A 25,749-nucleotide genomic window follows, 5' to 3' on the forward strand; every position below is an offset into this window, starting at 1 on the left:
CTTTCGGCGGAGTTGGGCTTGTCGGCTCCGCCACATCTAACGATGTCCTCTTATTTCGGACATGGGTTGCTTATTCGGAATCCGCGCTCGGAATCCGCGCGGCGACCGGCCGGTGGACATCTGGCCGAAATCACAGGCTGGCGGCGGCCACCTCGCGCTACGAAGACGCTCCCCTGCCGTATGGGGCCGGTCTGAGGGGTGGGAACCGGATGGCTTTGCGGCGAAGAAGGCTGCGGGGCGGACGGGTTGGGGCACTGCCGCATGGCGCGGTCGCGCCGGCGCTCGCCTGCGCCGGGGCCGTGGCCGCCCCCGCAGCGGCGAGCACGCCCGCACCGGCGACACCGTCCGGAGCGGTCTCCGGGACGGCGTGCTCCACGGACACCGGCGCCAAGGTCCTGGCCAGCAGTCCGGTTTCCGGCAGCCTGGTCTCCGTGGCCCGTACGGACGGCTGGATAGCCCGGTCCCAGCTCATCTACGACGCCAGGACGACCAGGGGCCTGCCCTTCGTCTGGCACCGTGAGCAGGACGCGCCGGGCGGCGTGTACGGGCCCTGGCAGCGGGTGGGCGTGACGACCGTGGGCCCGAAGAACCACTCGGTCGCCGCGATCGAGAATTCCGCGGGCGATCTGGAACTGCCGTTCCCCACCTTCGGCACGTTCTGCCACGTGGTGGAGGACGACAGTGAAGGAGGCTGGAGCACCCCCCGAGACGTTTGGACGTTCTCCCGCCAGCCGATCCCGTACCCGCGGAGTGAGCACCCCGCTTACTTCCGGCAGCTCGGTCTCCATGGCTTCGCGCGCAACGGGCTCGATCTGTTTCGACAGCTCAAACAGGGGCCGGTGGAGCGCGCCGAAGGCATAGAGATGATTCGGCTCATCGAGCACGGATACAGGGTGCGAATGCTTCCCGAGTCTCGGTTACAGCGTGAACACCGGCAAGGACTCCAGCCCTCGCATGAGTCGCGTATGCCGCCATCGAAGCTCTCCGGACAGCACCGAGAGGCGAAGTTCAGGGAACCGGGCCAGGAGCGCGCGGAGGGTGACCTCCGCCTCGGCGAAGGCCAGTGGCGCACCCAGGCAACGGTGGATGCCGTGGCCGAACGCCAGGTGGCCCCTGGCGTCGCGGTCTGCGTCAGGGTGGTCGGGGCCCGGGTACTGGGCGGGGTCTCGGTTGGCGGCTCCGGGCGAGATGAGTACCGGGGCTCCGGCGGGGATCTCGGTCTCGCCGAGGGTGAGTGCCTGGGTGCTGTACCGGAAGGTGGCGATGCCGACGGGCGAGTCGTAACGCAGCAGTTCGCCCAGCGTGCTGCCGATCTGGCCGGGGTTGGCGCGTAGGCGGTCGAGGAGCTCGGGGTGCTGGAGGAGCGCCAGGATGGCGTTGCCGATGAAGTTGGTGGTGGTTTCGTGACCGGCGATGAGCAGGAGGACGGCAAGGGAGACGAGTTCGTCTTCGCTGAGCTGCTCTCCTTTGTCGCGGACGGCGATGAGGTCGTGCAGGAGGCTGTCGTCCGGGGCGCGGCGCTTGGCCGCGATGAGGTCGGCCATGTAGTCGGCCACGGCGTGGGAGGCAGCGTCGATCCGTTGGGGCTGTCCGGCGGCGAAGAGGTCGTTCGACCAGGTGCGGACCTGCGCGCGGTCGGCCTCGGGCACTCCGAGCATCTGGCAGATCACCGTGACCGGCAGCGGTATGGCGAGGCCGGCGACGAGGTCGGCCTCGCTGGTCTTCGGGAGGTCGTCGAGGAGCTGGTCGACAGTGTGCTCGATGTACGGGCGCAGACGGTCGACGGCTCCGGTGGTGAACGCCTTGGTCACCAGGCGGCGCAGCCGGGTGTGCTGGGGTGGGTCGGTGGCGAGCATGGTGTGCGCGACCGCGGGGTGCAGGTTGCGGTTGGAAGGGCGGCCGGCGAAGAACCGGGCGGTGTCCTTGGACAGTCGCGGGTCCGTGAACGCCGCCTTGGCCTCGGCGTAGCCGGTCACCAGGTAACTGGGCCTGCCCGCGGAGCCGGTGGTCACCGGGGTGACGGTGGCTGTCGCCCGGAGTTCGTCGTAGATGGGGTAGGGGTTCTGGAGGAACTCGGGGCAGGACAGCGGGTCGCTCATGATGTGGGGACGGCTTCCTTTGCGTGTGGGGTCTCATGGGTGGTCGCGCGGACGACGTCGCTGTTGGCGTATGCCTGGGCGACGAGCAGCAGCCACTCGGTCTCGGCTTTAAGGTTGCCATCGCGTTCACCGGTGCCGGAGGCGGGCCGGGCGATGTCACCGTTGGGCTTCAGGCCGCGGTGCTTGGCTCTGACGGGAGCCCGCTGCTCCCGCAACAGCGCGGCGGCCCGCTCTGGAGTCCTTCGAGGTGCCGGCGGATCTGCGAGTGGCCCTCGCACGGACGTCGGAGTCGACGCCCAGCACCTGGAGAGCCGGGCTGTCCAGGGCGCCGGCCGCGATCCGCCGGACCACCGGAACGACATGACGGAGTCCCTCCGTCAGGCGAGCGCCGCACGGCCGGAGAAGGACGGAGCCGGTGAGGACGACGCGTCGGCTTCGGTGAGTCCGAGGAAATGACGAAAAGGTGGCCTCCCGGGTGGGCAGCCTCGGGGGCGAAGTCGCCGCTCCGAAGGAGGCGTTCGGCTCTCTTCGAGCCTCTTCGAGTCTCTTCGAGCCAATTGCAGGACAGTCCTTCTGCGGTCTCTTCCTTGTGCTGCGGCGCGTGAAATTGATTCGTCCTTGACGTCGGCCACGTCAACTGTCCGGCGGCGGGCGTCGGCCGCCCCTCGTGGAGGGCGGGCACCCGGTCGAGAGCGGGATCCGCCTCGCCCGGGTCCACGTCGGCGTCCAATGCGGCCGTCAGCGGCACTGCAGCCCGGGGGACGAACTCCGCACGGCCGGCTTCCCTCATCGGGAGGGATCCTGGTCGCCGGCGCTTTCCGCTCCGCGACCGTTTGAAACACATCAAAACCGCTGTCCCCCGCCGCTGGTCAGGAGCGCCGTTGGGAAGAGTGGGAGAGTGGTCAGGAAAGCTCGCGCGAGAAGACCAACGGGGAGGGCCGCATGGCCATCGACGGCATCATCGCATTTCCCGGAACCGTCACTTCCGAAAACCGGAAGGCCACCCGCCTCGACCACACCGAGGCCCTGCACCGCGCCGTCCACGCCGCACGCCGCGCCCTGCGCGAGGCCTCCGCGGACGTCTCCGAGATCGATGTCATCATCTACATCGCCTCGTTCCGCCAGTTCCCGCCGCGCTGGCAGTCGGCACGCGTCGCCCGTGCCTTGAACACCCGGGACGATGTCGTGGCCTTCGACGTCCCCGGGGCACGGGCGGCTCTCAGGATGGCCTCGGCGATGCAGGAGACCGGCGCGGCCATACGCCGTGTCCTCGTCATCGACGCCGAGGAGAAGGCCCGTCCCTCCGCGGTACTGCTACCGGCCTGATCCCACAGCTCCCACCAGGGTTTGGCCAGGGGCGGGGAAAGCCGCCCGGACCAGGTAACCGTCACCGGGGACGGGGCCCGCGGCCAGGTCGCCGCCCAGGAGCCGGGCCCGCTCGCGCAGGCCCGCCAGCCCATGGCCACCCGCTGGTTCGCCCGCGCCTGGCACACGTCCACTGCGTACCTCGACCACCAGACAGGTATCGTCGTCCACCGACTCGACCCGGACCTGCACAGGCCGGCCGGGATCACCGTGGCGTACGACGTTGGTCAGCGCCTCCTGAACGGTACGGTACGCGGCCAGTTCCACGGCGGCGGGCCAGCGGACGTCCGCCGCAGGCACGACGGCCGTCTGCGCTGTGAGTCCGCTGCGCTCCACCAGTGCCGCGATGTCGGCCAGCCGACGCCCCGAAGGGGCGTCTTCGCCACGCGGGCCCCTCAGTACTCCGACGGTATGCCGGACTTCGTCCAGGGCCCGCACGCTCAGCTCCCGGATGAGGTCGGCCTCCTCCTGCACAGCGGGGTCGGCGCTGCGCTGCGACAGTGCTGCCGCCCTTACCGCGATCAGACTCATTTCGTGTCCGACGACGTCGTGCATCTCGCGGGCCAGGGCTGCTCGTTCCGCCGACGCCACTGCCTCGCGCTCGGCCAGGCGCTCCCGGTCCCGGCTGCGCGACAGCTCCAGGACCTGCTCCGCGATCCGGCACCGGGAACGCAGCAACCGCCCCAGGACCACAGGGCCCGCCCCCACCAAGGCGCAGTACACCTCCACCCGCAGCCAATTGCCCGTGTCCGGGAACGGGCCGCCGGACACGGCCCAGTCCAGCAGGACGGCGATGGAGACACACAGGCCGCACAGTGCCGCCGTCACTTCCGAGGCCACCACGGCCACCCGGACCAGCGCGATCATGGAGGCGAGCCACATGCCATCGACTGTCAACGCCGGAAGGGTGAGAAGCAGGACGGGCAGGGGCCACCTGCGGCGCCAGGGCAAGGCGATCAGAGCCAGCGCCGAGAGACCGAAGGTGCCCGGGTGTTCGGCCCGAGAACCCAGCCTCATCGCCAGATCGCCGCCTGCCAGGGCCAGGAGAGCGCCTTCCACCGCCCAACCTGGCGGCCGGGAACGGGCCAGGGCCCGCTGCAGGATGCCGGTGGGTTCCGTCGCGCCGCTCACAGCGCGGGTCGTGCCAGGTCCGTCGTGGCGCCCGTGAGCCCCGACTGCCAGGCGATGACCGCGGCACGGACCCGGTTGTCGGTGCCGAGCTTGGCCAGCACCGTACTCACGTGTTCCTTGACCGTGCCGGGGCTGAGGTGCAGTTCCGCGGCGATCTCGCGGTTCGACAGTCCGGCGCCGAGAAGGGTCAGGACCTCGCGCTCCCGCGGGGTCAACTGCGCCACCCGGTCGTGCGGTTCCACTGCCGGTGACACCGGAGCGGTGTCGCCGCCAGCGCCGGTCAGCGAAGAGGCGTAGCCGTCGAAGACCGCGCGGGCGATCGACGGGGACAGGACACTGCCCCTGACAGCGGCCGCGCGTACCGCTCGTATCAGGTGGTCGGGGTCGCTGTCCTTGAGCAGGAATCCGTCCGCACCCGCCCGCAGGGCCCGGGCCACGTAGGCGTCGGTGTCGAAGGAGGTCAGCATCAGCACGGCGGGTGCGTCCTGACGGCTCTTCACGTCTTCGAGGACGGCCAGGCCGTCCCGGTCCGGCATCCGGATGTCGAGAAGGACGACATCCGGTGCGCTCTCGGCTACGGCCAGCGGCGCTTCGGTCGCTGTGCACTCCCCCACCACGACGATGTCGTCCCCGGTGTGCAGCACCATCCGCAGCCCTGCCCGGAACAATTCCTCGTCATCGATGATCAGCACGCGTATCAAAGCTGTTCCTCCCCCGTGATCTCCGTCCGAGGATATCCCTCGGGCGAGGGGGTCATTCGAGGACGCGGTCCGCCTTGAAGACGAGGGGAACGACTGTCAGCAGGACCGTCGCCAGGACCAGTGAGCCACCCGCGTACCAGGTGGTGACCACGGTGTACTTCCCCGGTGCCAGGCTGACCGCCAAGGTGGTGCCGAGGGCCGGGAGAAGCGCCGCTGCCCGGACGGGACCGCCGTTGAGACCGGCGGTGACGCGCAGGCCGGCCGGATAGAGAAAGCCGGTGAAGACCGTCACCGCTGCCGCCCAGAGCATGGAGCCGGCCGGGACCAGGACACCCAGCAGGACATAGCCGGTGGTGAGGTGGACGCGGCCGCCGCCGACGGTGAGCACGGCCCAGGCCGGGCCGGTGAAGGCCACGACGAGTGTGAGCCAGGCGAGCAGGGAAGCGGCCAAGGCGGTGGCGGTGTAGGCGAGGAAGACCCGACGGAGCCGTACGGGAGTGGCGAGCAGGGCTTCCATGACCCCGCTCGTGAGGTCTCCGGCGACGACGGCCCGGCTGATGGACAGAGTGATCAGGGCAGCGGCCACGCCGAGCAGGCTCGGGGCCGACAGCAGCGCGGTGCTGAGGGCCGCGCCGGTGGCGCTGTGCAGACCGGTCACCGCGGCGAGGTCGGTGGAGGCCGCGGTGGCGCTGCCGTGGATGCCCTCGGGACAGACCCGGGGAAGGGCCAGCAGCAGGAGCACCAGAGCCAGACCCGCGCCGAGCGGGATCAAGGTGATCTGTCGGCCCTGGTGCCGCCAGGTGCGGGACACCAGGGCTCGTGCGAGCGGTCCGACGGTCATGACGCACCGCCCAGCAGCCGGTGGATGGCCATCTCCGTTTCGGGCGCCACCGGACGGATGGCGGAGACCGAGACACCATCGCGGACAAGTTCGGCGACGAGGTCACCGATGGTCCCGCCGGGGGCGACGTCGACCGGAGTCCAGCCGTCCTCCCGGGTCGAGGCGGTGGCGGGGGTACGGCGTAGTTCGTATCCGTGCTGCTTGCCGGTGGTCGCGGCCAGGGAGGTGATGGTGCCGTCCTTGAGTACGAGGATGCTGGAGGCCAGGGTCAGCGCCTCGGGCACGCTGTGGGTGGAGTAGAGAACGATCCGGTCCGTGGCCCATCCCCGCACCAGGTCCCGGGTGGCGGCGGCGCTCACCGGGTCGAGGCCGGTGAGCGGCTCGTCGAGGAGCAGCACCTGAGGGTCGGACAGGAGCAGCCGTGCGAGGTCGGCCCGTTGGAGCTGGCCTCTGCTGAGCCGGGCGGTGCGGCGGTCGAGGAGCGCGGTGATGTCGAAGCGTTCGGCGGTGTCGGCGATACGCCGCGCGCGCCCGTCCGGGGGGAGGCCGAGGACGGTGGCCCAGAAGTCCAGGTTGTCCCGGACGGTGAGCTGGGGAGCGAGCGCGGCGCGGTGCGAGAGCAGGCCTGTGCGGCGTTTGGCTTCCGGGTCCTCGGCGATGTCCGTCCCGTCCACGCGGACGCGCCCGCTCAGGGGCGGCAGGATGCCGGCGAGTGTGCGCATCAGGGTGGTCTTGCCTGCCCCGTTGCGGCCCAGCAGGACATGGACGCCCCGCGCGAGGGTCAGGTCGAGGGGGGCGGTCACAGGCCGTCGCCGGTATCCGGCGACGGCCTGCTCCAGGCATATCTCGCTCATGCGGGGAAGAGCTCCCGGCGCTGCGCCGGAGTCAGCTGCGCTTCCTCGGTCCGGCGCAGGAGGGATACGTGCCGGCCGGCGGAGCACCAGCCCAGTCGGCGGGGGCCGAGCCTGACGGTCGTCAGAGAGGCGCCGTGGACCCAAGTGCCCCAGTGGACGTGGCCTTTGGCGCATTCGATGATCGTGTCTGCCACTTGCGGGGCTCCTTGCGTTGTGGGGGTGTACGCGGGGCAGCGGGAGGGGTCCGGTCGGGAGCGGCGGCGACCGCGGCGCATCCGATCATGATCAGGCTGAAGCTCCACAGCCCGATGGTCGCGATGATGCTCGCGTGCAGGACGACGTCGAGGACGAAGGCGGCCTTGCGCAGCCGCTCCGGCCCCAGCAGGAACGCGGCGATCACCAGCTCGATGACGATCCCTCCCCAGGTCAGCACACCGAGGGTAAGGCCGTGCCCGGACAGCCAGAGGGCCGGGCCCTTGAACGGCTCGGCGGCTCCGAAGGCGGGGTCGCGCAGAATGTAGTACTCGGCGGACCCGTTGAGCCAGTCCGGCACCCCGAACTTGCTGATGCCGCTCTGCGTGTAAAGGATCGCCAGCTGAATGCGCAGCGCCCAGAACGCCGCGAAGGCGGTGCCCCGTGCGGTCGGTCCGAGGGGTGTGCGGGGACGCTGCCAGTGCCAGCGCCGGTCGTCGGCCAGGCCGATGGGGATCAGCAGCAGGGCCGCGATGCGGGCGATGGCCTCGCCGCCGTCGGGCAGGGCGATACCGACGCCGATCGAGTAGGCCAGCCAGGCGTGGATCCACACCGTCCAGCGCGGGCGGTAGCCGCTCGCGACAAGAGCCAGCAGGGCGACCATGATCCAGCGGCGCCACTCCTGGCTCACCGCGTCACCCCCGACGCAGTACGCGGAGACCGCCAGGGCCTTCTGGCAGTGGGGGTACGGGGATTCGTCGAGGAGCGGGTGGAGCAGGGCGGCCGTGGGGGTGAGCGCCAGGGTGATCAGGTGGGCCGAGGCGATGAGGGTGCGGCCCCATCCGAACCAGGGGGTCCGGGGATCGAAGCGGCTCAGGGCCCTGTCCAGGGCCGAGGCGGGCCGGTCAGCCATGGCAGGTGATCCTCAGGTGCACGGTGCGGGTGATGTGCGCCGTATCGGTGGCGAGGTCGCGGTAGGCCCAGGGCACGGGGCGCTCGTTGGTCATGACGACGTCGCCGCACAGGCTGGGCAGCGGCGACGTGTTGGTCACGGCGAGGGCCGGGCGGGCCGCCGCGCCGTGCAGACACTCGTCGTCGGAGTCCTGGCAGGGCTCCCAGCCGTGTACTTGGGCGTTGAGGAGCGCCTCTTCGGGACCCTGGGCCCGCTGCCGGCGGGTGAGGCCGAAGAGGTTGGCCGCCCGTCCCTGCGGGGTCATCGAGAGGCTGTGGGGCTCGTCGTCGCCGTTCGGCCGGTAGGCGCCCATCTGTTCGCTCTCCGGCGACTTGGTGAAGAAGGCCCAGCCCTGCGGCACGAAGGCCGAGGAGTAGAACTTGGCCGTCGGCGCCCAGGACGGGGTCGTGACGTTGTTCGGCAGGGCGAAGTAGACGGAGGCCGCCATGACGGCCAGCAGGGCGGCGAAGGTCCTGATGAAGGCACCCCGCTGCCGGGCCGCGTCGTCCGCGGTCCGGCAGCCGGTGTCCTGTGAGGAGTCGTGCTGGAGCATGGTCAGAGAGCGCGTGCCACCGAGGCCGCCATGGCCTGCTTGGTGAACTGCGAGGTGTCGTCCGCGGCGCGGTAGGCGATCACCCAGACCACACCGACCTCCGCGACGGCCGCGACCGTGGTGGCGATGGTGCCGGTCTGGACGACGGCCTGCTGGGTCTTGAACCACCAGGAGCCGGCCATCATGGCGTCGGCGCGGTTGCCCTTGCCCTTGCTCACCGCCTGGACATCGGCGGTGAGGGTGGTGAGAGCCTTCTCGACCTTGTAGGGGTCACGGCTCTGTACGTTCTCCGTGACCGTCTTGTGGAAGGACGGGTCGGTCTTGCGCAGCGCGGAGGTCAGGCTCGCCACGTGCGCGGCGTCCACGTTCTGCTGGGGAATACCGAACTTCTTGAGCACCTCGGGGTGTTCGGCGGCGGCGCGCCCGGAGCCGAGTGCGAACAGGCCGACGATCTCCTCGTCGGTGTACTTGACCTTCTGCGCGGCGTGGGCCGTGCCCTTCTTCGCGGGCTCGGCGGCCTGGGCGGCCGGAGCGAGCGTGGCCAGCAGGGCGGCGGCGGTGGCGGCGCTGACGACAGCCGTCGTGGTGCGCCGGAGCGCCTTGCTCTTCATGTTGCGATCCATGACTTGATCTTGTCCGGCGGGAAATGCCCCCACAACTGCCATCCGGCAGGCTGCCGAGTGGGAGGTGCTACGGGCCGCGGCCCCTGCCGCACGGCGCCCGGATCGTGCTCCTGATGAGCGGGTTTTCGAGAACGACATAAATCCCGTTCCGACGAAATCCCGCACTCCGCTCCCATGAATCCGGTGCAGGAATTTCCACCGGAGACGGAACCCCCGCAAGGGCCGATTCTTTCCCCGTCGCCGGGCAATGCGTCCCTCTCGGCCCTGGACGGGACGAGCACATCACCCAAGGGCCAGGCGGCTTCGGAGCCGGCCCGTACGGAAGGGCCTGGCAGCACCGAGCCGACGACCCGGCCGGCGCGACCGCCGTCCCGGGCTCCCCCGCCGAGGGGAGTCGATGGCCACCCCCGAGACACCGGGCCGTCAAGCGCAGGATCGCCCGCCCTCCGCACCACCCGTGACCAGCGAAACCCACCCGCACCGCTCCGATAGCATGTTCGGGCCCATGGCGATCACCCTCATCGCCCGCCCCTCACCGGAAAGCCATGCCATCCGGCACGAAGAGTGACCTGTTCAGCCAACAACTAACAAATCGGCCAGATAATTGACACCTATAGCATCGCGAATATTTTCGCGAATGAACCGCAGAACACTGTGGGCCGCGGCGAGTGTGGTGGCCCTCGGATTCCTCATCGCGCTGGAGATCGCCGCGCGCCATTACGGCCTCCCGGGGCCGATCACCAACCAGGCGAAAGAGGTAATATTCGCCCCCAAATCGGGTCCGCTGTTGTACGCCAGCATGGCGTTGATGATGGTGGTGCTCACCTGGCGGCAACGGTTCGTCGCGGCCGGCGTCGCGATCGGCATCGATGTCGTCTTCTGGCTCGTGCGGTGGGCGCTCGACGCCAAGATGATGTTCGGCAACGGCGCGTTGTGGGTGCTCCTGGGCTGTGCGGTCATCGCGGTCACGCGCCGCACCGGCCGGGAACGTGTCCTGCTGCTGAAGGGCGTCGGGCTGGGCCTGCTGCTCGTGGCCGGCCGCAAGACCGGCGACACCTGGCTGCTCATCACGTCGAAGACCCGTCCCATGGTGCTCGACCAGTACGTGGCGACCGCCGATCACGCGCTGGGCAACCCGTCGTGGCTGGCAGGCCGGATCGTCGAGGCCACCGGCCCGATCGGCGACCACATTCTCGACTACGTCTACATTCAGCTCGCGGTGGCCGCGGTCGTCGTCGCGCTGTACCAGCTGCGCAACGTGGCGGCCGAGCGCCGCTTCCCGGGCCATCACCTGGTGCGCACCTTCCTGGTCATCGGCCTCCTCGGGCCGGGCATCTACATGATCTTCCCGGTGGTCGGGCCGATCTTCGCCTACGGCGCCGACGGCAGTCACTGGGCGGTGGCCGACCTGTGGCCGCACACGCCGCCGGCGGTCATGGCCCCGCACCACATGCCGTTCGACGAGACCACCCCGCGCAACTGCATGCCCAGCCTGCACACGGCGTGGGCCACCGCGATCTTCATTCATTCCCGCAAGGGCCCACGGATTCTGCGATTCGCGGGCGCGTTCTGGCTGATCGCCACGCTCGGCGCGACGCTGGGCTTCGGCTACCACTACGGCACGGACATCATTGCCGGCGTGGTGTTCACGCTCACGATCGAGGCGGCACTGCGCTCGCTCGACCGTGGCTGGGACCGGTCCGGAATCCAGCTGGTCGCCTACGGCGCGACGGTATTCGCCGCGCTCCTGGTGTCCTATCGCTATCTGCCGCTGGAGATGGCCGAACATCCGTGGGTGTTCGGACCCCTTCTCATCCTGGCGACGGGCTCCGTGGTCTACGGCTACGTACGGACCACCAAATCGTGGGAACCGAAGGCCGCACCGGTGCGGCAACCGGAACGGGAACCGCAACCCGAACTCGTCTGATTCATGCCGGAACGGTCCTCGGCCACCATGTGCCGAGGACCTTCCGAAGGAGCTGTCAGGCGACCACGAGGCCGCTCGGCGACGTCGCCAGCCCGAGGGGCGTGCTGCCGAGCAGGGTGAAGGACTTCGCGTCGACCGCGTCCACCGTGCTGGAGGCGTTCGTGGCCACCCAGACGGTGTCTCCGGCCACGGTGATGCCCGTCGGCACGTGGCCGACCCGTACCGTGCCGAGGACGCGGCGGCCGTCGGCGTCCACGGCGGTCACCGTGTCGTCGTTGGCGCCCGTGACGAAGACCCGGGTGCCGTCCGGGCTCGGCGTGACCTGCCAGGGGTTCCGGCCGACGCGCAGCTGCGCCCGGACCCGCCGGCTGCGGGCGTCGATCACCGTCAGGGTGTTCTCCCAGGTGTCGGCCACATAGACCCGGCTGCCGTCGGGGTGCACCGCGAGGCCGCCCGCGCGGGCCTGTCCGGGCAGTCGGCTCCTGACGGCGCCGTGGCCTGTGTCGACGACGAACAGGCCGTCGGCACAGGCCGCGTAGAGGGTCCGGCCGTCCGGGGAGACGGCGACGGCCCGCGGGTTGAGGCCCGTGCGCCAGGTCGCGGTCACCTTGTCCGTGCGGGTATCGATCACCGAGACGGTGTCCGAACCCCCGGGGCCGTCGGGGCCGGTGTCCGCCACGTACGCGTACGCACCGTCCGGTGAGACGGCGATGCCGTGCGGGTAGAGGCCGACGGTGACGGCGGTGGCGATCCGGCCCTTGGCGGTGTCCAGGACGGAGACATCGCTCGCCCCGGAGTTGGTGATGTAGAGCTTGCTCCCGTCGGGGGTCCGGGCGATGCCGTACGGGTTGGTCCCGGCGTCGACGGTGGCGACGAGCTTGCGGGTCGTCACGTCGACGACCGAGATGGTGTTGCTGACGATGCCGGCCGCGTACACATGGACGCCCTTGGCCGGCGCCTGTCCGGGCACGGACCGCTGGATGCCGGGGAAGACGGTGCCGGTGGTGCCGTGCGGGAAGTCTCCCCCGTGGTTGGTGTCGTTCTCGACGAGACGGCTCCTGGTGTACGGGTGGGAGCCCCGCAGCGCCCCCGCCTCGCCCGCGGTCGCCGGGGTGCGGGGGGCCGTGAGGCCCTCCTCCTGGTGCGGCGGCTCCTGGTCCCCGCCGGGGAAAGCCGTCGGCGGCAGCGTGGCGATGTCGTGCTCGGCGCGCCACAACGGGCCCCGGGTCTCCGGGAGCCGGGGGAAGGCACCGCCCGCCGAGTAGCCGAGGGCCGAGGTCAGGTCTCCGAAGGTGCGCCGCCGCCAGTCGCTGATGTTCGGCTCGCGCACTCCGGTGACGCGCTCCAGGAACCGCAGGACGGACGTGTGGTCGAAGGGCTCGCTCGCCACGTGACCGCCCTGGCTCCAGGGCGAGACGACGAAGCACGGCACCCGGATCCCCGCGCCGATCGGGAGCCCGCGGACGAACTCGTCCGGGGTGCCCGCGGGCGGCATCGGCGGGACGACGTGGTCGAACAGCCCGTCGTTCTCGTCGTAGTTGACGATGAAGACGGTCTTGTTCCAGACGTCGGGGTTGGCGGCGACCGCGTCCAGCTGCCGGGCCAGGAAGTCGGCGCCGACCGCCGGGAGGTAGTCGGGGTGCTCGCACAGCGGTGACGGCGGGATGATCCACGAGACGGCCGGCAGCCGGCCCGCGCGGGCGTCACGGGCGAATCCGTCCCCCGATGTGATGGTCAGCCCGTGCTCGTACAGCGGGTCGCCGGGCCGGGCGTCCTGGAACGACTGGAAGAACTCCAGCGGGTTGCAGCCGTAGTCGTCCTCCTCCTGGTAGACGTGCCAGGAGACACCGGCCGCGGTCAGCCGCTCGGCGTAGGTCGTCCAGCGGAACGGCTTGGGGATGTCGTTGCTGGTGACCGGGCCGCCGTAGTGGCCGCCCGGGTCGACCGTGCCGGTCCAGAGGTAGAGCCGGTTCGGCCAGGTCGGGCCGAGCACCGAGCAGTGGTAGGCGTCGCAGAGGGTGAAGGCCTCGGCGAGCGCGAAGTGGAACGGGATGTCGTCGCGCTCGTAGTAGCCCATCGTGTAGGGGCCGTACTTCTCGCCGTCGGCCTTGCGGTGGGCGGGGACCCAGTTGTCCATCCGGCCGCCGTTGACGGCCGCGTGCTGCACGGTCCAGGCGTGGCTGGTGGACGGGATGGCCTGCGAGCTGGTGGTCCGGGTGTCGAGATGGAAGGGCAGCAGATAGCCGTCGGGGTTGGCGGGGTCGGGCTGGTGGAAGACCGACCGTCCGTCCGGCAGGGTCAGGGCGTCCGGGTCGTCGAACCCGCGGACCCCGCGCATCGTGCCGAAGTAGTGGTCGAACGAGCGGTTCTCCTGCATCAGGACCACGACGTGCTCGATCTCGTCCAGGCTTCTCAGACGTCTCGACGGCTGGGCCGCCGCGCGTCCGAGATGGGGCGGGAACAGGGCGGACGCCGCGGCCAGACCGCCCGCGCCCAGCGCCGATCCGAGCAGCCGTCGTCGGGAGAGCTCGGTCATGTGCCACCTCTTCGCAGAGAGTCAGGAGTGCTCCGACGCACACCAAGTGGCTCCGTCGTACAAGACGGACCGCGCGCCCGTCAGCCGTTGGGGTGCAAAACGTCCGGAAGAGATACCGCGGGGCCCCGGGAGGTCTGCCGAGTTGACCCGAATTACCGTATATCAATGGTCAGTTGAGGGAATTCTCAGACTTTCCGCGTACGGTCCCTCTCATGTCGCCCGTGCCGCGCCCGCGCCGCGCCTGCCAGTTCGTGGCCATCGCCGCCCTCGCGGGGCTTCTCGCCGCCGGCATCGCCCTGCCCTTCGTGGGCGCCCTGGGGGCGTACGCCAAGACCGCGGTGGGGGATTTCGACGGCCTGCCCGCCGCCCTGCGCACTTCCGCCCTCGCCCAGTCCTCCCGCGTCTACGACGCCGACGGCGGCCTGATGGCCACCCTCTACGCCCGCGACCGTACCGTCGTGCCCGGCGACCGGATCGCCCCCGTCATGCGCAAGGCCGTGGTCGACATCGAGGACCACCGCTTCTACCGGCACGGCGCCCTCGACCCGAAGGCCGTGGTGCGGGCCCTCGGCACCGACGCGGGCAGCGGCCGTGTCGCCCAGGGCGCCTCCACCCTGACCCAGCAGTATGTGAAGAACGTCCTCGTCGAGGCGGCCGGGGACGACGCCGAGGCCGTGCGGCAGGCCCGGCGCCAGACCCTCGACCGCAAGATCCGGGAACTGCGGTACGCGATCGCGCTGGAGAAGAGGTTCTCCAAGGACGAGATCCTCACCGGTTACCTCAACATCGCCTTCTTCGGCGAGCAGGCGTACGGCGTGGAGGCGGCGGCAGAGCGGTACTTCGGCGTGCACGCCGCCGGCCTCTCCCTCCCCCAGGCAGCGCTCCTGGCCGGACTGGTCCAGTCGCCGACGGCCTACGACCCGATCACCGCCCCCCGCCTGGCCAAGGAGCGCCGCGACACGGTGCTGCGGACGATGGCCCGCTACGGCACCATCACCCGGGCCCGGTCCCTACAGGCGATCGGCACGCCGCTCGGGCTGCGCGTCAGCGCCCCGCGCCAGGGCTGCGCCGCGGCCTCCGACGGCGCCGGGTTCTTCTGCGACTACGTACGCCGGGTGGTCCTCGGCGACCCGGCGTTCGGCAGGACGGCCGCCCAGCGGCAGGCCCTGTGGCAGCAGGGCGGTCTGGAGATCCACACCACGCTGGTCCCCAAGGCGCAGCAGGCGCTCCGGCGTTCGGTCGCCTCGCACGTCCTCACCACCGACCGGGCGGCCGCCGCGATGGCCGTGGTCCAGCCGGGCACCGGGCGGATCGTGGCGATGGGGCAGAGCCGCGACTACGGCGTGGGCGCCCATCGGACGCAGATCGATCTGGGGGTCGGCACACGCATGGGCGGTGGGCTGGGGTTCCCGACCGGCTCGGTCTTCAAGCCCGTCGTGGCGGCCGCGGCGCTGGAGAACGGCATCCGGCCGTCCCGGAAGTACCCGTCGCCGTACTCCATGCCGTGGCCGGCGATGACCGACTGCGCGGGGAAGACGTACCCCGAGGCCGGGGAGGTGCACAACGACAGCCCGTCGCTGGTCGGCCCGTTCGCCATGCCGGAGGCCATGGCCAAGTCCGTCAACACCTACTTCGCCCGTCTGGAGGCCGACACCGGTCTGTGCGAGGTGGCGACGACGGCTGCCAGGCTCGGGATCACCGCCCAGGCGGACGGCAGCCCGCTCCAGGTGGTGCCCTCCCTCACCCTGGGCACCAACGACCTCACCCCGCTCGATGTGGCCGGCGTCTACGCGACGTTCGCCGCCCACGGCACCTACTGCTCCCCCGTGGCCGTCACCTCGGTGACGACCGCGGACGGGCACGAGCTGTCCGTGCCGCGGGCCGACTGCCACCGGGCGCTGTCCGCCGGTACCGCCGACGCGGTCACCGGGATGCTGAAGGGCGTCGTCGAGGACGGCACCGGGCGGCCGGCGGGGCTCGGCGGGCGGGACAGCGCGGGCAAGACGGGCACCACGGACTCCAGCAAACAGGTCTGGTTCGCCGGGTACACCCCCGAACTGTCCGGTGCCGTCGTCGTGGGCGACACCGAGCGCCCCCAGGACCTGGACGGCCAGAGCATCGGCGGCAGCGTCGTCGCCCGGGCCTTCGGCGGCACGCTGGCCGGGCCCGTCTGGCGCGACGCCATCGCGGGGGCGCTCGACGGGGAGCCTTCGGGCGGGCTCGCCTCCGGCGGGTAGGCGGTTCAGTGCCGCTCCGTGCCGAGAGCCGTGGCGCGCAGGACTTCGGCGACGCGTGCGGCGGGTTCGCCGAGCGGGCCGGGGAGGTGGGCGAGGAGCAGGCGGCGTTGTTCTCGGGGGCCGCCGCGTACCGGGAGGACGCGGACGCCGGGGGGCGCGGCGGGAGCGAGGGCGGCCGGTGCGGTGGTGATTCCGCAGCCGGCGGCGACGAGATGGAGTTTGGCGAGCCAGTCGCGTGCGGTGTGGGCGGTGTCGGGTTTCTCGTCGAGGCCGGGCCACACGCCCATGAGGCGGTCCTCCCCGGAGGCCGGGCCGGTGATCCAGCGTTGGCCGCGCAGCTCGGTGACGTCGATGAACTCGCCCCGGGCGAGGGGATGTCCGGCGGGAACGGCGATGTGCAGGCTGCGTTCGGTCAGGGTGTGCAGGGTCAGTGGAGGCGTCTCGGTGTCGGGCGGGCGGAACGGCGGGGCGGAGCCGAGGAGGGCGAGGTCGATACTGCCGGCGCGCAGGGCCCGGACCAGGGCGGGGGTGCTGCCCTCGCGGGTCGTCACGGTGATGGCGGGGTCGGTGACGCGCAGGGCGGCGACAGCCTGCGGGACGAGGGTGGCGCCCGCGCTGGGGAACCAGCCGAGCCGTACCGTGCCGGCCTGGGCGGGCAGGCCCGCGAGTTCGCGTGCGGTGGCGTCGATGCCGTCGAGGACGGTGGTGGCGCGGCGCAGGACGAGGTGTCCGGCGGGGGTCAGGCGTACGCCGTCGTGGCGCCGTTCGAGGAGCAGGGTGCCGGCGGCCCGTTCCAGGGAGGCGATCTGGCGGGAGACCGCGGACTGCGTGTAGCCGAGCCGCGTGGCGGCGGCGGTGAGGGTGCCCCGCTCGGCCACGGCCCGGAAGACCCGCAGGGCGGTGAGGGTGACGTCCGTGAAGTCCATGAGGTTTACGCATACCAGGTGTTCCGAACTTTCGTTGGCCTCATGCCCGGGACGTCCCTAGCGTGGAGGCATGACCACACCACGGATCGCGCTGGTGACCGGCGCCAACCAAGGTCTCGGCCGGGCGCTCGTCGAGGGGCTGGCCGCCCGGATGCGGCCGGAGGACCTGGTCCTGCTGACCGGCCGCGACGACCGCCGGGTCGCCGAGGCCGCCGCCCAGGTCGCACAGGCCCCGGCCACACGCGGCCGGGTGGAGGGCCGGGTCCTGGATGTCACCGTCGCCGATGCCGTCGACGCTCTGGCCGACGGGCTTCGCCGCCACTACGGCGGAGTCGACATCGTGATCTCCAACGCGGTCGCCCGGCTCCTGCCCGACCGGTCCCAGTCCGACCAGGCCGACGAGTTCATCGATGTCGCCAACGGCGGCACCCACGCGGTCCTGCGCTCCTTCGCGCCCACGTTGCGGCCGGGCGGCCGGCTGATCGTCGTCGCGAGCACCCTGGGCACCCTGGGGCATCTGGATCCGCGCCTGCACGCGCGGTTCGACGGCGCGACGCTCGACCAGGTCGAGTACGCCGTCGAGTCCTGGCGCAGCGCGGTCCACTCCGGGACGGCGGAGGAGGCGGGCTGGCCCCGCTGGCTGAACGTGCCGTCGAAGGTGGCGCAGGTCGCGGCCGTGCGGGCGGTGGCGGCCGAGCGCCGCGAGCGCGATCTCGCCGAGGGGACGCTGGTCGCCGCGGTCTGCCCCGGCATGGTCGACACCGCCACCTCCAGGCCCTGGTTCGGCGACTACGGCCAGGCCCGGAGCCCGGCCGAGGCCGCCCGCGCCGTGCTCGACCTCGTGTTCGGCACGCCGGTCGACCCGGCGCTGTACGGCGAGCTCGTCCGGTTCGGCGAGGTCCTGCCGTGGCACGGCGGGACGCCCCTCACCGAGCAGGACCGGCTGCTCACCCCGTGAACAGCCGCTCGCTCCGGTCCTGCCTCCTGTCGTACACAGCACACAGCACACAGCAAGGAGTTCACCATGAGTGCCATCACGACCCCGTTCGGCTTTTCCAGCACCGCCGCCGAGGTCGCGGCCGGTATCGATCTGACCGGTCGGCGGGCGGTCGTCACCGGTGGCTCGTCCGGTATCGGCGTGGCGACGGCGCGTGCCCTGGCCGGCACCGGCGCCGAGGTCACCCTGGCCGTACGCGACACCGAGGCAGGCGAGCGGGTCGCCAAGGACATCGCCGCGACCACCGGGAACCGGCACGTGCGCGTGGCCCGCCTCGACCTCACCGACCCGGCATCGGCCGCCGCGTTCGCGGCGGCCTGGCAGGGCCCGCTGCACGTGCTGGTGAACAACGCCGGGGTGATGGCCTGCCCCGAGCAGTACACCGAGCAGGGCTGGGAGATGCAGTTCGCCACCAACCACCTCGGCCACTTCGCCCTGGCCAACGGCCTGCACCAGGCGTTGGCCGCCGACGGTTCGGCCCGGATCGTGGTGGTCTCCTCCACCGGCCACCAGGCCTCGCCGGTCGTCTTCGACGACGTCCACTTCGCCTTCCGCCCGTACGACCCCTGGCTCGCCTACGGCCAGTCCAAGACCGCCGATGTGCTCTTCGCCGTCGAAGCCACCCGTCGGTGGGCCGACGACGGCATCACCGCCAACGCCCTGATGCCCGGCGCCATTTACACCAACCTCCAGCGCCACACCGGCGGCCGGGGCAGCGGCAGGGTCCCCGCCGAACTCGTCAAGACCGTCGAGCAGGGCGCGGCCACCTCCGTCCTCCTGGCCACTTCGCCCCTGCTGGAGGGCATCGGCGGACGCTACTTCGCCGACTGCAACGAGACCGCGACCGTCGACCGCCGCACCGGCACCCTGCACGGCGTCGCCCGCTACGCCCTCGACCCCGACAACGCCGAGCGCCTGTGGACCCTCTCCGAGAGCCTCCTGGCCGCTGCCCGGTGAACGTGGACCGCCCAGGTGCGGCGTGTCATGCCGTGGGGCGTTCCGCGGTGACCGTGAAGTAGTCGAGGGTGCCCTCGTGGAAGGCCCGCAGGAAGTTGCGGGGCCAGGTGCCGGGCTCCCACATGCCCGCCAGCCAGCGGTCCCAGCCGGGCCACACCGACGCCCCGATCGAGGTGACACGGACCTCGGTCAGGCCGGCCCGCTCGAGACTGCCGGTCAGCGAGGGGATGGTGTGCGCGACGTCCAGGCCGGTGGCGAAGGTGTCGAGCAGTTCGGCCGGCCGCCCGGTCCGGGCCCGGTCGGCGTCGGGTACGAAGAAGCTGGCGACAACGGCGCGGCCGCCGGGCCGCAGCACACGTGCGGTCTCCCGGGCGAACGCACCGAGGTCGCGGAAGTGCTGGGCGGCTTCGACGCTGTACAGACGGTCGAACTCGCCGTCACCGAACGGCATGGACTCGGCCGCGCCGCGCACGAAGCTCAGCTGTCCGGGGCGGCGGGCCAGCAGGCCGGAGTTGGCCTGCTGGCCCGCTCGAGCTGCTGTGGATGGATGTCCATGCCGGTGACATGCGCGAAGCCGTACTCCTCGAGCGCCACCGCGGCGCCGGCCCCCAGCCCGCACCCGACCTCCACGGCCCGTAGCCCCTCGACGGGCGCCAAACCATCGAGCACCTGGCGGTACATGGCCCGCTGGCTGCTGATCCGGTCGTGTTCGGTCAGCGGCCGGTCGAGGTCGATGCCCTGCCAGTAGCCGAAATTGATGAACCCCCCGCCGAACAAGGGCATCGACCCGAGATCGGCCGGGCCGTACGCCTCCTGGACCGCGGGCGGGATCGGGTGCTGCGTCGCCCCGGAACACTGCGTCATCTGTGCCACCTCCGTGCTGAAGAGCGCGCCGCCGCACGGCGACCGCACACCCGGGCCAGTACCCATCACGGCCCGGAACCAGCCTGGTCAGCGACGGTCGGCAGGCCCCTCGTCCGCCGGCACATCCGTATCGGCAGCCGAGCTCAGTCGGTGGCTTCCGCGAGCCGCCGCAGCAGCGGCCCCACTTCGACGAGCCGTCGGATCTCGTCGGGGCGCAGCGAGGCGAGGCGCCTGGCGAGCACCTCGGCCTCGCCGCGCGCGAGGCCGGCCAGTGCGGCGACGCCGCGTTCGGTGAGTGTGACCCGGATGGCGCGACCGTCCGTCGGGTCGGGCTCGCGGCGGATGAGGCCCGAGGCCTCCATCCCGAGGACGGCCGAGGTGGCGGTCGGCTGGGAGCAGGGCACCCAGGCGGCGATCTCGCCGATCCGGGACGGGCCCTTCTGGGCCAGCAGGGCCAGGACGGCGATGTGCGTCGGCTGGATGCTGCCGGTGGTCGAGGCCCTGCGCAGGCTGCGGGTGAGCCGGTGCAGGGAGATCACCAGTTGCAGTGCCTCGTCGTCACCGATCGTCATGGGTCAGCCCATCGCACCGTGCGGTCCAGGTCAGGGGAGCATGATAGTGGGTGAGTAGATGTCCAACCACAGGGCCAGGTCCAGCGTCCTTTCGAGGCCGTGCCGGGATGCCTGGGTGATCTGTGGCGAGTCGTGGTCCGCCGCCTGCCGCAGCCAGTCGCGGTCGATGATGTCGAAGACGGTGTGCGAGGGCCGTGACAGCAGGTCCTTGGCCTGGCGCTGGAGGGCGACGGCGTACTCCGGGTCCTGGGTCGACGGGTAGGGGCTCTTGACCCGGTCGTAGACGGACCGCGGCAGGACGTCCGCGGTCGCCTCCCGCAGCAGGCTCTTCTCGCGTCCGTCGAAGGACTTCAGCGACCAGGGCGTGTTGTAGACGTACTCGACGAGCCGGTGGTCGCAGAAGGGCACCCGCACCTCCAGCCCGACCGCCATGCTCGCGCGGTCCTTGCGGTCGAGCAGGATCCGCACGAAGCGTGTGAGGTGGAGGTAGCAGATCTTGCGCATGCGGTACTCGAAGTCGCTCTCCCCGTCGAGGCGTTCGACGTCCTTGACCGCGGCGTCGTAGCCGTCCTGGACGTAGGAGTCGAGGTCGAGGGCGTCGGCGACGTGGGTGGTCAGGATGTCGTTGTCGTTGCCGAAGTCCCGCGCGTGGCGGATGAGCCAGGGGAAGGTGTCCGCCTGGCGGGCCTCCTCGTCGAAGAACTGCTTGTAGCCGCCGAAGACCTCGTCGGCGGACTCGCCGGAGAGGGCGACCGTGGAGTGCCTGCGGATCTCCTTGAACAGGAGGTAGAGGGAGGAGTCCATGTCCCCGAAGCCCACCGGGATGTCCCGGGCCCGGATCACCTCGGCGCGCACCTCGGGGTCGGCCAGGGCGGTGGAGTCCAGCACGATGTCCTGGTGGACGGTGCCGGCGAGGCGGGCCACGTCGTGCACGTACGGCGTGTCGGGGGTGGCGCGCAGGTCGTCCGCCACGAAGTTCTCGGTCCGGCCGACGAAGTCGACGGCGAAGCTGCGTACGGTCTCGCCCACTTCGCCCAGCTGACGGGCCGCCAGCGCGGTCATGGCCGAGGAGTCGAGGCCGCCGGACAGCAGGGTGCAGCGCGGCACGTCGGCGACGAGCTGACGGCGGACGATGTCGTCGAGCAGGGTACGGACGTGCGCGATCGAGGTGTCCTTGTCGTGCGGGTGCGGGCGGGTCCGCAACGCCCAGTAGACGTGGGTGCGCAGGCCGTTGCGGTCGACGGTGACCACGGTGCCGGGCTCGACCTCGTGCATGCCTTCCCAGACGGCGTGGCCGGGTGTCTTGATGAACGAGAACAGCTCGCGGAGGCCCGAGAGGCCGACCTTCCGGTCGGCGAGCGGGTTGGCGAGGATCGCCTTCGGCTCGGAGCCGAACAGCACGCCGTCGGAGGTGGGGTAGTAGTAGAACGGCTTGATGCCCATGCGGTCACGGACCATGACGAGCCGTTGGGCCCGGTCGTCCCAGATCGCGAACGCGGCCATCCCGTTGAGGTGTTCGGCGACCGACTCGCCCCATTCGAGGTATCCGCGCAGGACGACCTCGGTGTCGGAGTCGGTGGTGAAGCGGTGGCCTCTGGAGGTCAACTCGGCTCGCAGCTCGGTGAAGTTGTACGCCTCGCCGGAGTAGACGAGGACGACCTCGCCGCCGTCCGCCCTGCGGGCGGTCATCGGCTGGCGGCCCCCGGCCAGGTCGATAATCGCGAGGCGGCGGTGACCGAGCGCCGCGGGCCCCTTCACCCATGTGCCGCGGTCGTCGGGCCCGCGGCAGGACATCGTCTCGGTCATCGCGTCCACGGTCTCCTGCTCGGAGCGCAGATCACGGTCGAAGGAAATCCAGCCGGTGATGCCACACATGCCATGCCCTCCTGCTCCGACGCGGGACGCCGAACACCGTGAGCGGGCGCGATGAGGCGCGGCGGCACGGCGACCCCCGCATGTCTGTTGTATCGAGCACCTATATAAATAGTCCGCCTCGGGTACGGCTCCGTCAACCTCGCCGAAACACGCCTGTAGCCGCGCGACACGCCGCCGCGCCCCGGACGGGCGTGGGCGAAGCCGACCCTGAACTGCGGCTTTGCGGTATGCATCGGTCCGCTTCGGCGGGCCGTGACCGATCCGCACCATGCGTGGACGTGGGAGAGGTTTTACCCGAGGCCCCGCCGGGGCCGTCAGTGGTGACGGCCGGGCCACCGCTCGCTCACACCCCCCATGCCAAGGCCCGCGCGGTAGAACACCTCCGCTGGAGGCCGGTCGGGACCTACCATCGAGCACATGGCGATCCAACGGATGGACCACGTGGGCATTGTCGTCGACGATCTCGCGGCCGCGACGGCGTTCTTCGTCGGACTCGGACTCGAACTGCGGGGCGGGGGGTCGGTCGAGGGCCACTGGGTGGACCGCGTCGTGGGGCTCGAAGGCGTCAGGACGGAGTTCGCGTTCGTGCAGACCCCGGACGGCCACGGACGACTCGAGCTGACGAAGTACCACACGCCGGCAGGCCAAGGCGGCAACCGGAACGCGGCAGCGAACACACCAGGCATCCGCCATGTCGCATTCGTCGTCGAGGACATCGACGCCGTCGTCGCCGGCCTGCGGGCCCGCGGCACGGAACTCGTCGGCGAGTTGGAACGCTACAAGGACAGTTACCGGCTCTGCTACGTCCGCGGCCCGGAGGGGATCATCGTCGAGCTGGCGGAGCAGATCGGCTGACGTCCGGCGTTAAGCGGGGGCCGGACGCACTCGCATCCGGCCGCTGCGCGGGGCGGTGCGGTGCGGCTGGGCTCGCCGGCCAGAGCTTCCGGCAGGAGGTCTCACCACCATCCGCGCACGGTCTCGTAACCTGTTCATGTGATCGACTACGACGACTCCGGCAGTCCCACGCTCCGGGTGGGAGACCCTGGACCGCGCCCCGTCCACCTGCTGTTCTCCGAACCGGCACGGCCGTTCGGGGACGACCCGACGCTCGACTTCCTCGTGAAGGCGCGCGGGCAACGGGTGAGCGTCGAGACGTCCGTGCGGACCTGGGACGGCGACGGCCTCGACAGTTTCCTCTCCTCGCTGGCCGAGGATTTCCGTGGCTGGGAAGGAACGCGTACCTGGCGCTCCCTGGAGCGCGATCTGACTCTCTCCGCGGAGCACCGCCCCGGCGGCTACGTCCACCTGACGTGGGGTGTCCACGACCGGCCCCCGTCCGAGGAATGGCACTTCGAGACCACCACCGTGCACGCGGCCGGGGAGGAGATGCGAAACCTCACCACCGAGATCCACACCTTCCTCACGACCCAGGCCGCCGCGGGGACGGCGCACGCCTTCTACGCGGGGCGCTTTCGCTCGGTGACGTAGCTGAACGGCTCGGAGACTCCGGCGCTGTGGTGGCCGGCTGCCGCGAGGGCCAGGGCCAGACGGTCACGTGGTTTGAGGCCCAGGTCCGCGGTGGCGTGCAGAGCGCCGAGCGCGAATTCGCCCCCGCACCCCACGGCCGCGTATCCGTCGGCGGGCTCGGCTATCTGGTAGTCCTCGTAGACGGCGAACAGGCGGCCGGAGACGCCTACGAGGAACGTCCCGGCCTTCTCCTGCTCGGAGTCCTTGCGCGCCCAGCCGCCGTCCTTGAGGCACTTGCGCACCTTGTCGACGAAGACGGTGGTCATGAACCGGTCCAAGTCGCCCTTGGGCCTGGGAGCCTTGAACGCATGGTGCAGCAACTGCCCCATACGGAAGCTGGTGGTGAAGCCCATGGCGTAGGGACCGTTACGGAAGATCTTCGTATCCCGGCGGACGGTGAGTCTCAGACCGGCGACACCGGCAGAGTCCCCGCCCAGGTGCACCCGCTCCTTGTGCACGAGCCCGACGATCACGGTCATGCTCTCCCCCTCCGCTGTACCGACTTCTCGATACTGCGCCCGGGGAAGCGGGCGGAAACCCGGCTCAGCGGGCCAGCCAGCGCACCTCGTACGGGGCGAGGGACAGCGCCTGCCCGTCCACCCGCGCCGCTACCGGCCGGCGCTCGGTGTTGACGACGAGCACGGCCGCGTCGTCGGCGAGGACCTGGATCCTGGCGCCGGCCCCCGCGGTGGCGGCGACCGGCCGGAAGGCGCTGCCCGGGGGGAACTCATGGGCGAACCGGCCCAACAGCCGTGCCATGGGCAGCTCGTGTCCCCCGTCGTGCAGCTGAGTGCTCCGCCACAGACAACCCGGGCAGTCGTCCCCGGTCCGCTGCGGGTTCCAGTAGAAGGCGGCCGACGCGCCGCTCTCCGCCAGCCGCATCATCGCGACGGCGTGGACGGCGGTGCGGTGCTGCTCGCTCCAGCCGTCCCGGCCGCCCGGCCGGTCGTCCTCGGCGGGCGGCTCGACGTACCACTCGGCCCACCACACCGGAAGCCCGGTGACGTGCCCCAGCCAGCGGGTGACGTCGGCGAACTTCTCGGTGGCGGCGAACTCGTCGGGGATCGTCCGGTGGCCCTCACGGGTGTAGCTGGCCCCGTCCACCACGATGAAGTCCGCGCCCGCCTTGTGCTCGTTCCAGTACCGGACGACGTCGGCCGAACGCTGATCGAAGTCTCCCCATTCACCGCTGAGTTCGGGCGTTTCCTCCCCGTCGCCGGGCGGATCGTGATCGGCGACGACGTAGGGACCCCCGACCAGGCTGTCGGGGTTCTGCCGCTTCAGCTCCGCGTACACGAGGTTGTACAGCTCGGTGTACCCCTCGTAGTTCCAGCGGCGCCGGTCCTCGTCGTAGAACCCCTTCAGCTCGTTCCACACGAGGAAGTGCCGGATGTCCGGGTAGCGGCGGGCGATCCTGCCCGCGAGGCGGGCGAAGTCCTTGTAGTGCCGGCGGTCGGGAGCGGCCTCCAGCCGGGACCAGTCGGTGCGCCCCTTCCGCCCGCCCTTCATCCAGTCGGGGGCTCCGCACAGGGTGAGGACGGGGGTGGCGCCGGTGGCCCGCATCAGGGCGACGCGCTCGTCGAGGGCCTGGAAGTCGTACCGCCCGGGGGCCGGCTCGGGGTTCTCCGCACCCCAGCCCATGATGTGCTGGTTCTGGGGAAGGGACCGCGCGGAGAGCAGACCGACGGCCCTGCGCGTGGCCTCCGGCGCGCCGTGGTCCGCGCTGTACCGGGTGTGGGTGAAGCCCCAGCCCGGCCGGGCACCCTCCTGGCGGCGGACCCCCTTCGGCGACGCGCCACCGCCCGGCCGGCCGGAGGCCATCGCCAGCGGCAGGGCGGTCAGGGCCACCGCTCCGCACGCGCCGAGCAGGGTGGCGAGCCGCCATCGCCCCGTGCCGGGCACCGTCGACCGTGCCGCGTCATGTCGTCCCACGACATCCAAGAATATGCGCCGTCATCCGGATTTCATCCACACGCGCGCCCGAATACCGGAGAACCCCCGTACGGGTCCGGTGACTTGA

The 25,749-nt window shown here is 71.1% G+C and carries 24 protein-coding genes and 1 pseudogene; 7 read left to right on the plus strand and 18 right to left on the minus strand.

Annotated elements, in window-relative coordinates:
• Positions 1-917 precede the first annotated feature (917 nt).
• Together ACWD4A_RS04395 and ACWD4A_RS04400 are read right to left on the minus strand one after the other, a co-directional pair.
• The gene (locus ACWD4A_RS04395; protein ID WP_451189401.1) at positions 918-2,099 is read right to left on the minus strand and encodes a cytochrome P450 family protein; all 1,182 of its coding nucleotides are present in this window, start codon (positions 2,097-2,099) and stop codon (positions 918-920) included.
• Complete coding sequence (locus ACWD4A_RS04400; protein WP_451189404.1) at positions 2,096-2,314, minus strand: hypothetical protein; 219 nt, start codon at positions 2,312-2,314, stop codon at positions 2,096-2,098. Before ACWD4A_RS04400 ends, ACWD4A_RS04395 begins: the two co-directional genes overlap by 4 nt.
• 727 nt (positions 2,315-3,041) lie before the next feature.
• On the opposite strand from ACWD4A_RS04400, the gene ACWD4A_RS04405 reads away from it, so the two are divergent.
• Positions 3,042-3,425 (plus strand): hypothetical protein, encoded by a 384-nt coding sequence (locus tag ACWD4A_RS04405; RefSeq protein ID WP_451189406.1) that lies wholly within the window; start codon positions 3,042-3,044, stop codon positions 3,423-3,425.
• On the opposite strand, the gene ACWD4A_RS04410 is transcribed toward ACWD4A_RS04405, so the two are convergent.
• The 7 genes from ACWD4A_RS04410 to ACWD4A_RS04440 all read right to left on the minus strand — a co-directional run bounded on the left by ACWD4A_RS04410 (position 3,414) and on the right by ACWD4A_RS04440 (position 9,311).
• Positions 3,414-4,361, minus strand: coding sequence for a sensor histidine kinase (locus ACWD4A_RS04410; protein WP_451189408.1), 948 nt, complete (start codon positions 4,359-4,361; stop codon positions 3,414-3,416). The genes ACWD4A_RS04405 and ACWD4A_RS04410 overlap by 12 nt on opposite strands.
• Before the next feature lie 230 nt (positions 4,362-4,591).
• Entirely contained in the window at positions 4,592-5,287 is a 696-nt protein-coding gene (locus ACWD4A_RS04415) for a response regulator (RefSeq protein WP_451189410.1), read from the minus strand.
• Between the two features lie 61 nt (positions 5,288-5,348).
• Positions 5,349-6,137, minus strand: coding sequence for a hypothetical protein (locus ACWD4A_RS04420; RefSeq protein ID WP_451189411.1), 789 nt, complete (start codon positions 6,135-6,137; stop codon positions 5,349-5,351).
• Positions 6,134-6,991, minus strand: a complete 858-nt coding sequence (locus ACWD4A_RS04425) for an ABC transporter ATP-binding protein (RefSeq protein WP_451189413.1) — start codon at positions 6,989-6,991, stop codon at positions 6,134-6,136. Before ACWD4A_RS04425 ends, ACWD4A_RS04420 begins: the two co-directional genes overlap by 4 nt.
• A 121-nt stretch (positions 6,992-7,112) precedes the next feature.
• Positions 7,113-8,096 (minus strand): sporulation-delaying protein SdpB family protein, encoded by a 984-nt coding sequence (locus ACWD4A_RS04430; protein ID WP_451189414.1) that lies wholly within the window; start codon positions 8,094-8,096, stop codon positions 7,113-7,115.
• Positions 8,089-8,688, minus strand: coding sequence for an SdpA family antimicrobial peptide system protein (locus tag ACWD4A_RS04435; protein ID WP_451189417.1), 600 nt, complete (start codon positions 8,686-8,688; stop codon positions 8,089-8,091). The genes ACWD4A_RS04430 and ACWD4A_RS04435 overlap by 8 nt, the downstream gene beginning before the upstream one ends.
• 2 nt (positions 8,689-8,690) lie before the next feature.
• Positions 8,691-9,311, minus strand: coding sequence for a hypothetical protein (locus ACWD4A_RS04440; protein WP_451189419.1), 621 nt, complete (start codon positions 9,309-9,311; stop codon positions 8,691-8,693).
• Positions 9,312-9,948: 637 nt separating this feature from the next.
• On the opposite strand from ACWD4A_RS04440, the gene ACWD4A_RS04445 reads away from it, so the two are divergent.
• Positions 9,949-11,238, plus strand: coding sequence for a phosphatase PAP2 family protein (locus ACWD4A_RS04445; RefSeq protein WP_451189422.1), 1,290 nt, complete (start codon positions 9,949-9,951; stop codon positions 11,236-11,238).
• A gap of 55 nt (positions 11,239-11,293) precedes the next feature.
• Here the strand turns inward: ACWD4A_RS04445 and ACWD4A_RS04450 are convergent, their stop codons facing one another.
• Both ACWD4A_RS04450 and ACWD4A_RS04455 read right to left on the minus strand, forming a co-directional pair.
• A complete protein-coding gene (locus ACWD4A_RS04450) occupies positions 11,294-12,208 on the minus strand; it encodes a beta-propeller fold lactonase family protein (protein ID WP_451189629.1) in 915 nt (304 codons plus the stop codon).
• 159 nt (positions 12,209-12,367) lie between these two features.
• Positions 12,368-13,774: pseudogene (locus tag ACWD4A_RS04455) on the minus strand (alkaline phosphatase family protein); the annotation flags it as partial.
• Between the two features lie 212 nt (positions 13,775-13,986).
• Here ACWD4A_RS04455 and ACWD4A_RS04460 point away from each other — a divergent pair.
• Positions 13,987-16,011 carry a transglycosylase domain-containing protein gene (locus ACWD4A_RS04460; protein ID WP_451189424.1) on the plus strand — a complete coding sequence of 675 codons (2,025 nt, stop codon included), beginning with the start codon at positions 13,987-13,989 and terminating at the stop codon, positions 16,009-16,011.
• Positions 16,012-16,016: 5 nt separating this feature from the next.
• Here the strand turns inward: ACWD4A_RS04460 and ACWD4A_RS04465 are convergent, their stop codons facing one another.
• Positions 16,017-16,937 carry a LysR family transcriptional regulator gene (locus ACWD4A_RS04465; protein WP_451189426.1) on the minus strand — a complete coding sequence of 307 codons (921 nt, stop codon included), beginning with the start codon at positions 16,935-16,937 and terminating at the stop codon, positions 16,017-16,019.
• Positions 16,938-17,007: 70 nt separating this feature from the next.
• On the opposite strand from ACWD4A_RS04465, the gene ACWD4A_RS04470 reads away from it, so the two are divergent.
• Positions 17,008-17,895, plus strand: a complete 888-nt coding sequence (locus tag ACWD4A_RS04470) for an SDR family NAD(P)-dependent oxidoreductase (RefSeq protein WP_451189427.1) — start codon at positions 17,008-17,010, stop codon at positions 17,893-17,895.
• A gap of 66 nt (positions 17,896-17,961) precedes the next feature.
• Positions 17,962-18,891, plus strand: a complete 930-nt coding sequence (locus tag ACWD4A_RS04475; RefSeq protein ID WP_451189430.1) for an SDR family NAD(P)-dependent oxidoreductase — start codon at positions 17,962-17,964, stop codon at positions 18,889-18,891.
• Positions 18,892-18,916: 25 nt separating this feature from the next.
• On the opposite strand, the gene ACWD4A_RS04480 is transcribed toward ACWD4A_RS04475, so the two are convergent.
• From ACWD4A_RS04480 to asnB, 4 genes are all read right to left on the minus strand, one after another.
• Positions 18,917-19,363 carry a methyltransferase domain-containing protein gene (locus tag ACWD4A_RS04480; protein WP_451189431.1) on the minus strand — a complete coding sequence of 149 codons (447 nt, stop codon included), beginning with the start codon at positions 19,361-19,363 and terminating at the stop codon, positions 18,917-18,919.
• Positions 19,364-19,368: 5 nt separating this feature from the next.
• Positions 19,369-19,755, minus strand: coding sequence for an SAM-dependent methyltransferase (locus ACWD4A_RS04485; RefSeq protein WP_451189433.1), 387 nt, complete (start codon positions 19,753-19,755; stop codon positions 19,369-19,371).
• Between the two features lie 143 nt (positions 19,756-19,898).
• Entirely contained in the window at positions 19,899-20,327 is a 429-nt protein-coding gene (locus ACWD4A_RS04490) for a MarR family winged helix-turn-helix transcriptional regulator (protein ID WP_451189435.1), read from the minus strand.
• A gap of 30 nt (positions 20,328-20,357) precedes the next feature.
• Positions 20,358-22,202 (minus strand): asparagine synthase (glutamine-hydrolyzing), encoded by a 1,845-nt coding sequence (gene asnB / locus ACWD4A_RS04495; RefSeq protein WP_451189437.1) that lies wholly within the window; start codon positions 22,200-22,202, stop codon positions 20,358-20,360.
• Between the two features lie 417 nt (positions 22,203-22,619).
• Between asnB and ACWD4A_RS04500 the strand changes: the two genes are divergently transcribed.
• Together ACWD4A_RS04500 and ACWD4A_RS04505 are read left to right on the plus strand one after the other, a co-directional pair.
• Positions 22,620-23,057 (plus strand): VOC family protein, encoded by a 438-nt coding sequence (locus ACWD4A_RS04500; RefSeq protein WP_451189439.1) that lies wholly within the window; start codon positions 22,620-22,622, stop codon positions 23,055-23,057.
• 138 nt (positions 23,058-23,195) lie between these two features.
• Positions 23,196-23,690: a DUF6228 family protein gene (locus ACWD4A_RS04505; RefSeq protein WP_451189440.1), complete on the plus strand. Its 495-nt coding sequence runs from the start codon at positions 23,196-23,198 to the stop codon at positions 23,688-23,690.
• On the opposite strand, the gene ACWD4A_RS04510 is transcribed toward ACWD4A_RS04505, so the two are convergent.
• Together ACWD4A_RS04510 and ACWD4A_RS04515 are read right to left on the minus strand one after the other, a co-directional pair.
• Positions 23,660-24,208 (minus strand): hypothetical protein, encoded by a 549-nt coding sequence (locus tag ACWD4A_RS04510; protein ID WP_451189442.1) that lies wholly within the window; start codon positions 24,206-24,208, stop codon positions 23,660-23,662. The two genes, ACWD4A_RS04505 and ACWD4A_RS04510, sit on opposite strands and share 31 nt — an antisense overlap.
• A gap of 64 nt (positions 24,209-24,272) precedes the next feature.
• On the minus strand, positions 24,273-25,661 hold the full coding sequence (locus ACWD4A_RS04515; RefSeq protein WP_451189443.1) for a xylan 1,4-beta-xylosidase: 1,389 nt from the start codon (positions 25,659-25,661) through the stop codon (positions 24,273-24,275).
• Positions 25,662-25,749: the final 88 nt, after the last annotated feature.

The organism is Streptomyces sp. NPDC002537, from assembly GCF_053594975.1.